The 14,514-nt window shown below is 62.7% G+C and carries 15 protein-coding genes; 3 read left to right on the top strand and 12 right to left on the bottom strand.

Features of this window, described 5'->3' with window-relative positions:
• Position 1 precedes the first annotated feature (1 nt).
• The 11 genes from LB535_RS14755 to LB535_RS14705 form a co-directional block, all read right to left on the bottom strand.
• On the bottom strand, positions 2 to 1,081 hold the full coding sequence (locus LB535_RS14755) for an amino acid ABC transporter permease (RefSeq protein WP_224632724.1): 1,080 nt from the start codon (positions 1,079 to 1,081) through the stop codon (positions 2 to 4).
• A gap of 5 nt (positions 1,082 to 1,086) precedes the next feature.
• Positions 1,087 to 2,250, bottom strand: a complete 1,164-nt coding sequence (locus LB535_RS14750; RefSeq protein ID WP_224632723.1) for an amino acid ABC transporter permease — start codon at positions 2,248 to 2,250, stop codon at positions 1,087 to 1,089.
• Positions 2,251 to 2,334: 84 nt separating this feature from the next.
• Entirely contained in the window at positions 2,335 to 3,369 is a 1,035-nt protein-coding gene (locus LB535_RS14745) for an amino acid ABC transporter substrate-binding protein (protein WP_224632722.1), read from the bottom strand.
• Between the two features lie 88 nt (positions 3,370 to 3,457).
• Positions 3,458 to 4,405: a LysR substrate-binding domain-containing protein gene (locus LB535_RS14740; protein WP_224523045.1), complete on the bottom strand. Its 948-nt coding sequence runs from the start codon at positions 4,403 to 4,405 to the stop codon at positions 3,458 to 3,460.
• An 80-nt stretch (positions 4,406 to 4,485) separates the two neighbouring features.
• Positions 4,486 to 5,235, bottom strand: a complete 750-nt coding sequence (locus tag LB535_RS14735; protein WP_140630296.1) for an SDR family NAD(P)-dependent oxidoreductase — start codon at positions 5,233 to 5,235, stop codon at positions 4,486 to 4,488.
• A gap of 10 nt (positions 5,236 to 5,245) precedes the next feature.
• A complete protein-coding gene (locus LB535_RS14730) occupies positions 5,246 to 5,956 on the bottom strand; it encodes an SDR family oxidoreductase (RefSeq protein WP_224632721.1) in 711 nt (236 codons plus the stop codon).
• A 279-nt stretch (positions 5,957 to 6,235) separates the two neighbouring features.
• Positions 6,236 to 7,024, bottom strand: coding sequence for a FadR/GntR family transcriptional regulator (locus LB535_RS14725; protein WP_224632720.1), 789 nt, complete (start codon positions 7,022 to 7,024; stop codon positions 6,236 to 6,238).
• A gap of 56 nt (positions 7,025 to 7,080) precedes the next feature.
• A complete protein-coding gene (locus LB535_RS14720; protein ID WP_224632719.1) occupies positions 7,081 to 7,428 on the bottom strand; it encodes a RidA family protein in 348 nt (115 codons plus the stop codon).
• Positions 7,429 to 7,438: 10 nt separating this feature from the next.
• Positions 7,439 to 8,245: an SDR family NAD(P)-dependent oxidoreductase gene (locus LB535_RS14715; protein WP_224632718.1), complete on the bottom strand. Its 807-nt coding sequence runs from the start codon at positions 8,243 to 8,245 to the stop codon at positions 7,439 to 7,441.
• Positions 8,238 to 9,050, bottom strand: a complete 813-nt coding sequence (locus tag LB535_RS14710; RefSeq protein ID WP_224632717.1) for a shikimate dehydrogenase family protein — start codon at positions 9,048 to 9,050, stop codon at positions 8,238 to 8,240. Before LB535_RS14710 ends, LB535_RS14715 begins: the two co-directional genes overlap by 8 nt.
• 3 nt (positions 9,051 to 9,053) lie before the next feature.
• Complete coding sequence (locus LB535_RS14705) at positions 9,054 to 9,944, bottom strand: 2-hydroxy-3-oxopropionate reductase (protein WP_224632716.1); 891 nt, start codon at positions 9,942 to 9,944, stop codon at positions 9,054 to 9,056.
• Positions 9,945 to 10,052: 108 nt separating this feature from the next.
• Between LB535_RS14705 and LB535_RS14700 the strand changes: the two genes are divergently transcribed.
• The gene (locus tag LB535_RS14700; protein ID WP_224632715.1) at positions 10,053 to 10,817 is read left to right on the top strand and encodes an HpcH/HpaI aldolase family protein; all 765 of its coding nucleotides are present in this window, start codon (positions 10,053 to 10,055) and stop codon (positions 10,815 to 10,817) included.
• Positions 10,818 to 10,825: 8 nt separating this feature from the next.
• On the top strand, positions 10,826 to 12,043 hold the full coding sequence (locus tag LB535_RS14695; protein WP_224632714.1) for an NAD(P)/FAD-dependent oxidoreductase: 1,218 nt from the start codon (positions 10,826 to 10,828) through the stop codon (positions 12,041 to 12,043).
• Between the two features lie 113 nt (positions 12,044 to 12,156).
• Here the strand turns inward: LB535_RS14695 and LB535_RS14690 are convergent, their stop codons facing one another.
• Positions 12,157 to 13,191 (bottom strand): LacI family DNA-binding transcriptional regulator, encoded by a 1,035-nt coding sequence (locus LB535_RS14690; protein WP_224606173.1) that lies wholly within the window; start codon positions 13,189 to 13,191, stop codon positions 12,157 to 12,159.
• Positions 13,192 to 13,388: 197 nt separating this feature from the next.
• Here LB535_RS14690 and LB535_RS14685 point away from each other — a divergent pair, with 197 nt between their 5' ends.
• Complete coding sequence (locus LB535_RS14685) at positions 13,389 to 14,435, top strand: sterol desaturase family protein (protein ID WP_224632713.1); 1,047 nt, start codon at positions 13,389 to 13,391, stop codon at positions 14,433 to 14,435.
• The last annotated feature ends 79 nt before the right edge of the window (positions 14,436 to 14,514 follow it).

The raw sequence follows: 14,514 nt of genomic DNA, 5'->3' as shown, positions 1-14,514 counted from the left end.
CTTAGCGTTCGCCGACCGCCATGCGCCGCTCGAGGTAAGCGCCGTAGCGGGACAGGCTGAAGACGAAGACGAAATAGATGAAGGCAATGAAGGCATAGACCTCGACATAGGCGAAGCGCCATTCGCCGGTGCCATAGGCGGCGTTGCCGGAGGCCAGGATCTCGAAGAAGCCGACGATGACCACCAGCGAGGTCTCCTTGAACGAGATGACGAACTGGTTGATCGTGGCCGGCAGCGCGTTGCGCATCGCCTGCGGCAGAAGGATGCGGCCGATACGCTGCCAGTAGCTCATGCCGAGCGCCATGGCGGCTTCTTCCTGCCCGGCCGGGACGCCCTGCATGCCGCCTCTGACGATCTCGGCCTGATAGGCGGAGAAGAACAAGGCGGAACCCAGGATCACCCGGTAGAGTTTGTCGCCCGCCATCCACTGCGGCAAGGCGAAAGGCAGGACGATGGCGAAGGTGAACAGGATCGAGATCAGCGGCAATGACCGGACCCCATCGATGATGAGACCGGTGGTCCTGGATATCCATGGCAGCTCGGAGCGGCGCAGCAGCGCCAGGCAGACCGCCAGCGGGAAGCCGATCAGACAGGTGGTCACGAAGATGAAGAGGGTGAGCGCCAGCCCGCCCCAGGCTTCCTCGCCGACATAGGAAAGGCCGAGCACGCCGCCTTTCATCAGCACGTAGTACGACGCTGCTCCTGCTCCCCACACCAGCGCGATCCGGCGTCCGGTCCAGAAGGCCGGAATACAGCTCAGCACCGTCATCACCACCACGGTCAGGCAGGCGAGCGCGGAGCGCCATTGCTCCTCGAAGGGATAGAGGCCGAACAGGATGATCCGCCACCGGGCAGCGATGACCGACCAGCAGGCTCCTGCCGCCGCCTGGCACGCATCTGGCCCGCCACTCGTGGTGAAGACGGCAGAAAAGACTGCCCAGTTGAGCAGTTTCCAGACGATAGAGACCATGATCGCCAAGGAGATCAGCGACAGCAGCGCCTGGAGCGGCGTCGCGAAGAAGCGGCGCTTCAGGTCTTCGAGCCTGCCCGGGGCAGGGGGGGCGACAATGACCATCTCCATCTCTGTCATCCCCTCAGTTGATTGCCCTTGAGGGCAATGGCCTTGTTGATGCGGTTGAAGACGGCGGCAAGGCTGAGATTGATGGCGAGGAAGCCTCCCATCAGGATGCCGATCACTTCCAGGGTCTGCCCGGAATGATTGATGGTCAACGCCACGATCATGAAGAAGTCGGTGAAGCCGACGGCAATGCCCATGGTCGTGGCCTTCATCAGCCAGACATACTGGTTGGCAAGGATCGGCAGCATGGCCCGCAACGCCAGCGGCAGACGCACCAGCGTGAAGACGCGCCATGGGCTCAAACCGAGCGAGCGTGCAGCTTCCATCTGGCCCATGCCGACAGATTTGAAGCCGCCGCGCACGATTTCTGCGATGTAGGAGCCGCCATAGATGGCGATCGCGATAGCCAAGGCGGAGAATTCCGGCGGAACGCGCAGGCCGCCCCTCAGGTTGAGGCCTTCTAGGGCCGGGAAATCGAGCAGCGGTGCGTCAGGCAGACGTCCTACCATCAAAACGATGGCCGCGCAGGCCAGCGCCGCAGCAGCACCGGCAAGCTGAATGGTGGCACGCTGGCCGAACGGCTGGCTGAGCCGTGACGTCCTGCCCAGCCAGACCGGCAGCGCGATGGCGGCGATCACGGCCGATGTGGCCAGCGCCATTGCCACCCCGCCGACATTCGGCGCCGGCACATAGAGGCCGCGGCTGGTCAGCAGAAAGCCCCAGGCTTCGTGCGCAGCGCGCGGCGTCGGCAGGTGCGTGATCAAAGCGTACCAGAAGAAGACCTGGAGGATCAGCGGGATGTTGCGGAAGATGTCGACATAGGTGCGGCCGAGCAATTGCGCCAGTTCGTTGGACGAGGTCCGCGCCAGGCCGACGATCGTCCCGACTAGCGTTGCCAGGATCAGCCCCGTGCAGCCCAGGAACAGCGTGTTGATGATGCCGATAAGGAAGAACCACCAATAGGGATCATTGGCCGTGGCCGGCAGCAACGAGAAGTTCACGTCCCAGCCCGTCGACTTGTAGAGGAAATCGAATCCCGAGGTGATCCCTTGCTCCGCGAGATTCCGCCGCGCGATGATGATGCCTGCGAGCACCAGGGCCGCAAGCGAACCGACATAGACGACCTGCAACAGCGCGCTGCGGACCTTCTGATTTCTCAGCAGGCTGACCATTGACCAATCCTTCTCGAATTGCCGCCGGCTCCGCCCGGCCGAAGCCAGGCGGGAGCCTTGAGCGGTAACACCGTCAGACGTGGATCAGTCGATCACCAGCGGGAACAGGACGCCGCCATTGTTCCAGAGGTTGGTTAGCTCGCGATCCATCTTGTAGGGCGAGTCCTTGCCTAGGTCGCGATCGAAGATCTCGCCGTAATTGCCGACCTTCTTGATCACGTTGTAGGCCCAATCGTCGGAGAGTCCGAGGCCCTTGCCCATGCCGGGCGTCACGCCAAGGAACTTCGCCACCTGCGGCGAGGTCGGCTTGGCCTTGATCTCGTCGACGTTCTTGGAGGTGATGCCTTCCTGCTCGGCGAAGATCAGTGTGCTCAGCGTCCAGTTGGCGATGTCGACCCAATTGTCGTCGCCCTGGCGCATGATCATGACTTCCGGCTCTACCGCGAGCACGTCGGGCAGGATGACATGGTCTTCGACCTTGCTCTTGGCGATGCGGGCGATGGCCAATGTCGGACCCCACTGTGCATAAAGATCGCAACGGCCGGAGAAGTAGGCCTGCTCCAACTCTTCCGTCTTTTCGATCAGCACCGGCTCGAGCTTGATGCCGAGCTTCTGGGCGTAGGCGGCGACCTGCTGTTCCTGCGAGGTGCCGGCGGGAATGCAGATCGTGCCGCCATTGGCATCCTTGAGCGACTTCAGGTTGAGCTCCTTATGCGCCATCACCTTGGTGGTGCCGAGATAGTAGGACGTCGAGAATTGCAGGCCGAGCTCGGTGTCGCGGCTGAGTGTGCCGCCCGAGGCCTTGATGATGATGTCGACATCGCCCGACTGAAGCGAGGGCCAGCGCTGCGCCCAGCTGATCGGCACGACCTTCAGCTTCGCCGGATCGCCGAACACGGCGGTCGCCACCGCCTTGCAAAGGTCGATGTCCATGCCCTTCCAGTTGCCCTTGTCGTCCACCTCGGCGAAGCCGAGATAGGAGCCGTCATGGCCAGTGCAGTTGAGCACGCCGCGGGCCTTCACGGTCTCCAGCGTCTTGCCGCCGGCGGCTTCAGCCGGCGCCGCCAGATGCACGAGGCCCAGGGCCATGGCGGCGGCCCCCCATTTGATCATTTTCATAGTTGTTGTCTCCACTGTTGAGGTTGTTCCGTTTCTTGTTGTTGGAGCCCCGCAAGATGTCTTCGGGACTCGGTCTCGAAGCCGCCTCTCAGTCGGAAAGCGGGGTCGGTTTCGGCAAGGAGAGTTTCAGGTCGCTCCGCCAATCCTCCTGGGCCAGCCATCGATGGAGCGCCGCCACCGCCTTCACGCGCAGATGCCCGCGCGGGACGACGAGGTAGAAACCAGGCACTTCCTCCGGCTTCATATCGGCAATGGCGTCGCGGCCGATCGGCGCCACCAGCGCGCCGGAGCGGAAATCTTCCTCGGCATCGATCACGGAAACCAGGCCGACGCCGATGCCTTGCAGGGTCGCCCGACGCATGGTCGCGGCATCGTCGAAGCTGATGCTGCGGTCACCATCCGTCAGCTCGACGCCAAGGTGCCGCAGAATATCCGGCCACAGGCGCTTCGACTTGACGGTGTCGAGCAGCGTGAACTTCGTCAGATCGTGCGCCGACTTGATCTTTTCGCCGATCGCCGGCGTGCAGCAGATGATCTTCGGATCCGGCACCAAGAGCGTGGTTTCGTAGTCCGGCCAGTTGCCGTAGCCCCACTGCACGGTCATATCGATGTCGTCGCGCCCGAAGTCGGGCAGGTCGACCATCGTCGTCAGGCGCAGATCGGCGCCCGGCAGCATCTCGCGGAAGAGCGAGAGCCTGGGCAGCAAATAGTGCGTGGCGAAGTAGGGGCTGGCATTGAGGTTGATGCGGTCGCGGTAGTTCGACTTGGTGACGCGGCGGACACCTTCGGAAAACTCCTCGAAGCCGGCCTTGACGTAGTGCGAGAGCAAAATGGCGGATTCGGTCAGCTCGATCGAACGACCCTTGCGCTCGAACAGCGTCACCTGGAGCGTGTCCTCCAGGAGCTTGATCTGCTGCCCGACCGCTTGCGGCGTGACCAGCAATTCGTCGGCTGCCTGCCTAAAACTCTTGTGCTGCGCGACGGCGTGGAAAACGCGCAGCGCATTGAGCGATGGGAGGCGAAGCTTGCCGGTCATGGAATTCCGCCTCCTTTCGTTCGAGACTCCGTCGATCATGCACTGCTGAATGTCAGCCGGGCCGGGCTGATGAAGTTTGTTCAGGCGTAGATGTAACCACCTGAGACAATGACGTTTTCGCCTGTCATGTAGGTATTCTTGGGCCCGCCGGTCATGAGTACCCACTCGGCGATTTCCGTCGGCTCCGCGCCGCGGCCGAGAGGGCTTGCCTTAGCCAGCTCCTCGAGGAAACCGAGCGCCTTTGCCTTCTCCGTGGCCATGCCGGCGGGTGCGACGGAATTCACCAGGACGCCGTCCTTGGCGACGTGATGGGCAAAGGAGCGCGTCAGGCTGACGACGGCTGCCTTCGTCGCTGCATAATGGGCGTTCTGCGGGTGCGCCTTGAAGGCATCGACCGAGGTGAGGTTCACAATCCGCCCGCGGACATGGTTCTTCGGCTCTTGCGCCTGCATGTGGCGAACCGCGGCCACCATCATGTGATAGGTGCCTTTGATGTTGATGCCGTTGGAGGCGTCCCAATCGGCGTCGGTGATCTCGAGCAGCGGACGGCGCGGATAGATGGCGGCGCAATTGATCAGCGTGTCGATGCGCCCGAGCTTCGAAACGATGGCGTCGAAAGCGGCATGGCACTGCGGGCCGACCTGGATGTCGCAAGTCGCCGCTGCGGTCGGCAGGCTCTTGGCCTTTGCCGGATCGAGCGCGCTCTGCGCTGCTTCCTGGTTGATGTCGATGATACCGATCTTTGTCGCTCCGGCCTCCACGGCCATGCGGGCGAGAAGAGCGCCGAGGCCTGCGCCGCCGCCAACGATCAGAACGGAAAGGTCTTTCATCCTGTTTCCCTTACTTGGTGCCGCTCGGCGAGGTTGGCCAGGTCGGCATGATGTCAAAACGGGTAACGTCGGCCCATGCGGGGAGCGCGAGAACCGCGGTCACCATCTTGGCCACGTCATCCGGCTGCACCACCTTGCTGGCGTACATGGCCTCGCGCGCCTTGGCGTCGAGGATGTCTTCATAGAGCTGCGTCTCGACACGGCCGGCGACGATCTCGGTGACGCGTATGCCGGACGCAGAGAGGTCGGCGCGCAGCGCGCCGGCAAAGCCGGAGATCGCCGCCTTGGTGGCCGCGTAGACGGCGATGTTGGAGAATGCCGTGTGGCCGGCGACGGAACCGGTGAACAAGATGTGGCCCGACTGCCGCTCGCGCATCTGCGGCACGACGAGGCGGGTGAGCAGGATCGCGGCGCTGAGGTTCACCTCGAGCGTGGTGTCGATGTCGGCGATGTTCATATCGGCGAAATTGCCGAGCGGCGGCATGATGCCGGCGTTGTTGATCAAGACGTCGACGGTGAGATCGGCCAGCACCGATTCCAGCGCCTCGCGGTCGGTGACGTCGACGGCGATCGGCACGATGCCCGGACGCTCGGCCTGTAGCTCCTTGAGCGCGGCCTGGCTGCGGCCGATGGCATAGACGTCGTAGCCGGCGTCGCTCAGCGCAATTGCCATCGCCCGCCCTATGCCGCTCGTCGCTCCTGTTATGAAGGCTGTCGTCACCTGGGCTTCCCCGATTGCTTGGACTTCAGTTTGCGGCCTGGGCCGATGCCGCGAAACCAAGAAAAGCAGCAAAAAGGAAAGATAAACTTTCGAACGCCTTTCGGCGGCTGGAATATTCCGGCGTGCCTAGGCGGCGACAAACGCTGCTGTCCCAAGGAAAACAATGTCCTCAAACCGCGAAGGCGGATTTCCGATCGCCAGCTGAGAAAAAACATGGCTTTCGTAAACAACCGGCCGCCTGCGCGGCGACAGAGGCAAACGACCTCGCAGTCGGTGAACCTACCCGGCGGTCGGCAAAGGCTTTTTCAGCTTGGTGAAAAGCGAGGCCGCCGCGGCCTTCTGCTCGGCCTCGGTTGTCTCGACGCCCGAGGCTTTGGCAAGCGCGCGCACACGTCCCAAACTGTTCTGCAGATGCTTGCGCATCGCCTGTCGGGCTTTGCTTCCGTCCTGCCTTTCGATGGCATCGACGATGGCTTTGTGCTCGCTGTGGATACGCGCGTAGTAGCTGTCCTTGAGGGCAGGCTCGACGACATAACCGAGCTGGAATCTCGGCACGATCATCGGCCCGAGATAGGCAAGGAAGCCGTGGATGAATTCGTTGCGCGCCGCCTTGGCGATCGCGAGGTGGAAGTCGTAATCGTAATGGATCTGGACCGCGGCGGGGTCGGCCTGCTGCGCGTCGATGTCATCCATTATGGCGCGGATGCCGCTTGCTTCCTTGTCGGTGCGGCGTTCCGCACAGAGCCCGGCGGATTCCACCTCGACGCTCAGTCTGAGTTCAAGCAAGGCGATGGTTTCCGGCAGGGTCCTGAGTGCCTCGTCCGGGATCGAGAAACTGCGCGGGGTCGGCGTCTCGCTGACGAACATGCCGCGCCCCTGCTGCGGAACCACCATACCCTCGGAGCGCAGCCGCGCCACTGCTTCGCGCACGACGGTGCGGCTGACGTCGTATTCGGCGCAAAGCTCGGCCTCGGTCGGCAGTTGCGCGCCAGGCTGCAACTGACCGGAGCGGATCTTTTCGGCCAAGCTCTCCGCCACCAGGGTGGAAAGCGGCTTGCGTTTCGTCATTGAGGTCCTTCCGTTCAAGTTCAGATTCGGGATGATGCCCGAACCGGCAGGACCATTCAAACCGCGGCTGTCACGATCAGCTCGATCAGCATGCCGGGCTTGGCCATGCGGCCCTCGCCGGAGGAGCGGGCCGGCGCGTGCTCCTTCGGCATCCAGGCATCCCAGACCGTGTTGACCTCGTCGAAATCGCGCACGTCGTCCAGCCACATCTGGACGTGCAGGATGCGGGTCTTGTTAGTGCCCGCCTTGGCGAGCAGCGCGTCGATCTTGTCCAGCACCTCGCGCATCTGGTCGGCCGCGGATTGGCCCGGCTTCGCCACCTGACCAGTGAGGTACAGCGTGCCGTTGTGGATGACGCCGTGATGAACGCGGGTGTCGAAGTCGAAGCGCTGGATGTCGGTCACGGGTTCTCTCTCAGATAGCCGGCGTCAGCCGAATGGGATTGCCTTGCAGATACTGCGCGTAGGGCGCCTGGACGAGCCAGCCGGCATCGACGGGCAGGGTCACGCCGGTTATCGAGGCGGCGCGGTCGGAGCACAGGAACAGCGCGGCCTCGGCAACGTCGCGCGGCTCGACGAAGCGGCGCAGCGCCGTGGTCGCCTGGATGGCTTCGGGGTTGCGCTCGCCCTTGGCGATCTTTGCTTTCAGCCCGTCCGACAGCGTGTAACCCGGAGCCACGGCATTGACGCGTACCCCGTGCGGGCCGAGCTCGGCGGCCAACATCTGGGTGAGGGCCAGCACCGCATGTTTTCCCGGCGTATAGGCCGGCAGCGACAGCGGCGCGAAAGAGGCAAGCGAGCCGACATTGAGGATCGCCCCGCGCCCGGCCGCCGACATCAGCCGGCCGAACACCTGGCAGCCGAGCAGGGTGCCGCGATAGTTGATGCGCCACATCTTTTCGTCTTCGGCGAGGTCCTGGTCGAGCACATGCTTGCCGCTCTGCAGGATGCCGGCGCAGTTGACGACGACATGAGGCGTGCCGAAGGCGTCGCCGACGGCTTGCGCCAGCGCCTCGACGGAGACGGGATCGGCAACGTCGGTCCCGACGAAGAGGGCTCGCGGCGCGCCTATGCTCTCGCAGGCGCTCGCCGTTTCCTTGCCACGGACGCTGTCGCGGCCGGCGACGACCACCTGATAGCCGTCCCCGGCAAAGTGCTCGGCGATCGCACGGCCGATGCCGGACGTGCCGCCGATGATGACGGCGCTCATTGCATCAGCCATGGTGGCGGTCCTTCCGCTCGATGTCGAAGAACGCGGCCATGGCCTCGACCTGGAAATCCATCATCGGGCGTCCGGGTTGAATGCGGCAGCCGATCGCCTTCGCCGCCTTGAGCAGGGCGGTCTCGGCCGGCTCCATGATGATGTCGACCACCGTCATGTTCGGGGTCAGCTTGCTAACATCCATCGGCAGCGGGTCGCCGGCTTTCAGGCCGGACGGCGTCGCGTTGATCGCCATGTCCATGCCGGACGGGTCGGGATCTGCGACCTCGATGCGGCAATCGGGGAAGGACTTGTTGACCAGCGATGCGAGTTTTTGCGCGCGTTCCCTGTCGATGTCGGCCAGGCGGATTTCCGCCGCGCCTTCTTCGGCAAGGCAATAAGTCAGCGAGGCACCCGCGCCGCCGGCGCCGACCTGGAGGATACGCTTGCCGGCGATCCGGTGTTCGCCTGCCTTCAGCCCCTCGATGAAGCCGACGCCGTCGAAATTGTCGGCATACCAGCTGCCGTCCGCCTGCCGGCGCACCGAGTTGGCGCTCTGCACGCGCGCGGCGCGGTCGTGAGCGGCCGCGCATTTGTGGTAGACCGGGACCTTATAGGGCACGGAGATGATCACACCCCTGATGTTCTCAGCCGCCGTGATGCCGGCCCAGAAAGTGTCGAAATCTTCCGGACGGCAGCTCAGCGGCACCATCAGGCTGTCGAGCCCCTTCTGCTCGAAGATCTCGTTGAATATGCCGGGGCTCTTCGCATGGCCCACGGGATGGGCTAGCATGACGAAGATGTCGGCCTTGCCGGATCCGCGCATCGGTTATTCCTTTCCGTTTGAAAGTTCGTGATCACTCAGGATTTCGAGCGCCCGCACGAGTGACGAATGGTCGGCGTCCGCGCCGGCGGTTCGCGCTGAGCAGGCATTCATCAGCTGCTGCGCCGTTGCCGTGCCCGGCAATGCAACGCTAAGCGCGCGAGCACTTTCGAGCGCAAGACCGAGATCCTTCTGGTGCAGCCGGATGCGGAAACCCGGGGCGAAGGCGCGGGCGATCATGCGCTCGCCATGCACTTCAAGCACGCGCGATGAGGCGAAGCCGCCCATCAGGGCAGTGCGCACCTTCGCCGGATCGCAGCCGGCCTTGCCGGCAAAGACCAGCGCTTCGGCAACCGCTTCGATGTTGAGCGCGACGATGATCTGGTTGGCGATCTTGCAGGTCTGGCCGGCGCCGTTCTTTTCGCCGATCAGCGTGATGTTGTTGCCAAGCTTCTCAAAGATCGGCAGCGCGCGCTCGAACTCGGCAGCCGGACCACCGACCATGATGGTAAGTGTGGCCGCCTTGGCGCCGACCTCGCCGCCGGAGACCGGCGCGTCGAGATAGCCGCCCCCCGCTTCCCTGATTTTCGCCGCAAATTGGGCGGTGGCGATCGGGCTGATCGAGCTCATGTCGATCACCAGCTTGCCGGCGGATATCCCTTCAAGCACGCCGTTCTGGCCAAACAGGACGCGCTCCACGTCAGGCGTGTCGGGCAGCATCGTGATGACGATCTCCGCGGTCCGCGCTACCTCGGCGGCGGAGGCGACGACCGATGCTCGCAGATCTGCAGGCAGAGGCGAGCGGTTGAGCACCGTGAGGACCTCATACCCCGCGTCGGCGAGATGCCTTGCCATCGGCGCCCCCATGACGCCCAGTCCGATAAAGCCAATCTTCATTTGCAACTCCGTTGCGGCCAGAGCCATCTTGCAGGCCAAGCTTGCCATATGATATAGGACATCATACAAATTTCAATGCACCTTCTTTAGCTGGAGATCGATCGCAAAATGCAGGAGCGTGTCAATTCGCTAAAGGCTGCCGTGCAGGCGGGCAAACCCCACATCGGTATCTGGTGCTCGCTGGCTTCGGCGCTGACCACCGAGGTCGTCGCCGGTTCCGGGACGGGCTGGCTGCTGATCGACGGCGAACACAGCCCGAACGATCTGCGCAGCATCATGGCGCAGCTGCAGGTCGCGGCAGCGTTTCCTTGTGAGGCAGTGGTGCGCCTGCCGTCCGACGATGCCAACCTCATGAAGCAGGCTTTGGATGTCGGCGCCCGCAGCTTGATGATTCCAAATGTGCGCACGGCGGAGCAGGCACGCGCCATCGTCGCAGCCATTACCTATGCGCCAGGCGGCTTCCGCGGCTTTTCCGTCGGTCATCGTGCCAACGCGTTTGGCCGCATCGCCAGCTACCACGCCAAGGCACGCGAGCAGCAGCTGCTGGCCGTCCAGATCGAGGACGAATCGGGCGTCGCCAATGCGGGCGAGATCGCCGCTGTCGCGGGCGTCGATGTGCTCTTCGTCGGCCCCGGCGATCTCTCCACCAATATGGGCGCGATGGGCAATCCAGGCGCTGCACATGTGCAGGAGGCGATCGCTTCGGTGCGCAAGGCCGCGGCCGCCGCTGGCAAGGCCAGCGGCATCCTGGCGCCGGTCAAGGCCGACGCCGACCGCTATGTCGCCGACGGCTTCACCATGATTGCGGTGGGCTCGGATCTCGGTTTGCTGGCGCGGGGCTCGGATGCCCTGATCGCTTCTTTCAGGCAGTAGGAAAAGCCATGGCAATTCCTCCTTACAAGGCGCCTTCCCGGGACGCCTACGACATCGTCATCGTCGGTGGCGCGGTGATCGGTTCGTCGACCGCTTACTGGCTGAGCCAGGCGCTGGGCAGCGGCGCGTCGATCCTCGTGGTCGAACGCGACTCAAGCTACGAGTTCTCCTCGACGGCGCTCTCCACCAGCGCAATCCGCCAGCAATATTCCAACCCGATCAATGTGAAGATCAGCCAGTTCGGCATCGAGATCATCCGCGGTTTTCAGGAGCGGATGGCGCCGTTCTACACCAATGAGCCCGCGCCTGATCTCGGCTTCAAGGAACATGGATATCTCTACTGCTGCTCGCCCGAGGGCGTGAACGCAGCGCGCGAACGGGTCGAGCTGCAGCGCAGCCTCGGCGCCCACACCGTCTTCCTCGAACCGGGCGCGTTGAAGGCACGTTTTCCGTGGCTGAATGTCGACGACCTCGGCGGAGGTTCGTGGGGTTCGCGCGAAGAGGGCTGGTTCGACTCCATGGGCTTGCTTAATGGGTTCCGCCGCGCGGCGCGAGCGAGCGGCGTCGAATATATCGACAACGCCGTGACGGATTTGGATGTTTCCGAAGGCCGGGTCGTCTCTGCCCGTCTCTCGACCGGCCAGACGGTTCGTTGCGGAACCCTAGTCAACGCCGCCGGTCCACGCGCACAGCAGGTCGCCGCCATGGCTGGCTTGTCCATCCCGGTTGCTCCCTACAAGCGCTACAGTTTTGTTTTCGCCAGCGCCAATCCCATCCCCGGGCGGATGCCCAATGTCATCGATCTTTCCGGCACCTTCGTGCGTCCGGAAGGTGAGCTCTTCCTCACCGGCAACACGCCGCAGGGCGACGGGCCGGCCGACTACGACGACTTCGAGATCCATTTTGAAGAGTTCGACGACTACATCTGGCCGGCGCTCTGGCACCGCATTCCAGCCTTCGACGCGTTGAAGGTGCAGACCAGTTGGACCGGCCATTACGAATACAACATGCTCGACCACAACGGTATCGTCGGCTTCCACCCGGAGGTGACCAACTTCATGTTCGCCAACGGTTTCTCCGGCCATGGCCTGCAGCAGTCGCCTGCCGTCGGCCGGGCGGTCTCGGAGCTGATTGTCCACGGGGCTTTTCAGACGCTCGACCTGTCGCCGTTCAGCTACGAGCGCATACCGCGCAATGAACCGTTCCTCGAGGAAGCAGTGATCTAATGGCCTTGAGTGTTGACCGCCTTGCGCCTCTTCCCGGTCGCTGAGATCGGCTCGTTTTCGCCCGACAACGGACTTCAAACCAAATGTCCGATGGCGGCCCGGCTGCCCGTGCCTCAGATATTCTCCGGCGTGACAATTTCAAATGGTATTGATCGCTGAAGGGTGGCGAATGGTGCCTGTGGTCCAATGACGTCGATCATGGTCTGCACGAGAAGGGCGGAAGTCGCCTCGAGGGGATGGCAGAGCGCGGCTGTGATCAGTCCCTCAGACAGTCCTTTTCGGGTCTCCGGGCCAATGTCGCGGCACACCACCTTGATCCCTGCTCGCCTCTCGGCAGACGCCTCCCTTAAGGCACGAAGAACGCCTGTGATGCCGCCGCCAACGATCAGAATCCCGACAAGATCGTCGGTCGTCTTCAGCAACTCCGCCACCATGCGGTAAGCTTCGCTTGGTTCCTCATGAGTGGGGCGGCTTTCCTCAACTGTGAGCCGAGGCGCGTGCTCGCGCAGATAGGAGCGGAAGCTGGCATCCGAGACATCCTGGCACTGATACCGGTGATTGCCGATGAAAACCGCAATGCGACCGGGGCCTTGCGTCGTTTGCGTGATCAGGAAGGCTGCGGTCCGCCCCAGCTTCCAATTGTCGGTGCCCACATAAGCCGCCCTTTCCGGGGCGGATTGATCCGTGATGTAGGAGACGACCGGTTTCCCCATTTCCTTCAGTGAACGGATGGCCTGGCCAACGATCGGGTGATCAGCCGCGACCACCGCGACCGCATCGCATCCCTCGCCGAGCGCGATAAGACGGCCCGATATGGTCTCCGGCGTTAGAATATCGACGAAGTCGACGACAGGTTCAATGACCTCGTCCCGACGCTCGCGACAGGCGGCAATAATCTTCTTCCCGAACAGCTGGTAGAGGTCGCGGGTCGACTGCTGGAGCAGGAAACCCAGCCGGTAGTGTGGCGATATTTTTCGGGCCCGATCGTCAATCGCTCCTATGCCGTAAAACCCGATTTCCTCCGCGGCGCTCTGCACGCGTTGGACTGTCTTGGGCCGCACGGAAACGGTGCCGCCCAGAATTCTGTTCACGGTCGCCACCGATACGCCTGCCGCCGTGGCGAGATCATGGATTGTCGGCCGCTTCATTGAACGCCCATCCCTTTGCAGTATCATCATGATTGAAACTAAATGATACAAATGCAATTTTGATACTATTTCTGCCTTCTCCAAATATCAACCCTCCGATATGAATTGCGCCTAGTTAGGGCTCGGCCAGCTGAGCCCAGGGCGGGGCCTGATCCCTGCAGATTCCAGACCGATCCGGGTGAGGAGGCGCTGTTACGATGGATGACCTTCAGTATGGAACACGCGACAAACGCGGCAATTGGGCCCCGCACCGCCGCGCCGAGCCGGCGCCGATCTGGCACCGTCCGTTCAATGCGAAAAGAGTGGTGGCCTGGATTCCGGAGTTCTTCTGGCCGTGGAACACGTTCCATCTCGCCACGTCGCTCATTTGGGTCAATCTGCTCATCCCGAGCTGGCAAAGCCTCGCGAGCTTTTCGCTGCTCAACTACCTTTGGCTGTATGGCCTCAACGCCGCCGGGATTTTTCTTTTCTACGGCTTCTTCGAGTTGCGCTACTACATCCAGCGCAAGCAGCAGAAGCGTTTCAAATACAATCCGAAATTTCCGTCCGAGGTGCCCTCCGACGTGTTCTGGTTTCAAAGCCAGAACATCGACAATTTTGCCCGCTCTTTTTTCGTCACGATACCGCTGTGGACGGTGGTCGAGATCGTGATGCTGTGGGTCTATGCCAACAGCTGGGCGGTCTGGCTGCCGTGGACGACGAACTGGCTATACCTGTCGTTCCTGGTGCTTGTCGCGCCGGCCGTGCATGAGGTCTATTTCTTCTTCCTGCATAGGGCGATCCACTGGCCGCCGCTCTACAAATGGGTGCATTCGGTCCATCACAATTCGATCAACCCGAGCCCGTGGTCGTCGCTGTCGATGCATCCGGTCGAAGGCTTCCTCTATCACGCTGAGGCCTGGCTGCACCTGTTGATCCCGTCCAACCCGGTCTGCGCCTACTTCACACTGCACGGCGCGGGTTTCGGCGCGGTGAACGGTCACCTCGGTTTCGAGATCTTCGAAATCACCGACAAGGTCAATCTCGATAGCCATTCCTACGTACACTACCTGCATCACAAGTATTTCGAGGTGAATTACGGCGGCGACGGGCTGGTACCCCTCGATAAGCTGTTTGGCACCTGGCACGACGGCAGCAAGGAAGCGGACGAGGCCATGAAGGCGCGCTTCCGCAAGAAGAAGGAAAAGATGCGGAGCCGCCAGGAAGGCCGCGGTGATCCGGCGCCTGGAATGCCGGCGGAATAACCAACCAAACGCTGTTTCGGCTGAGCCGTGAGGAGCGGGCCCGGAGCAGGAAGACTTTTGTTGAAACCCCACGGGGTAA

It is taken from the genome of Mesorhizobium sp. CA10 (assembly GCF_020165285.1).
Classification (GTDB): Bacteria; Pseudomonadota; Alphaproteobacteria; order Rhizobiales; family Rhizobiaceae; genus Mesorhizobium.
The sequence above is the reverse complement of the archived record's forward strand: the minus strand, read 5'-3'. Positions and strand labels throughout refer to the sequence as shown.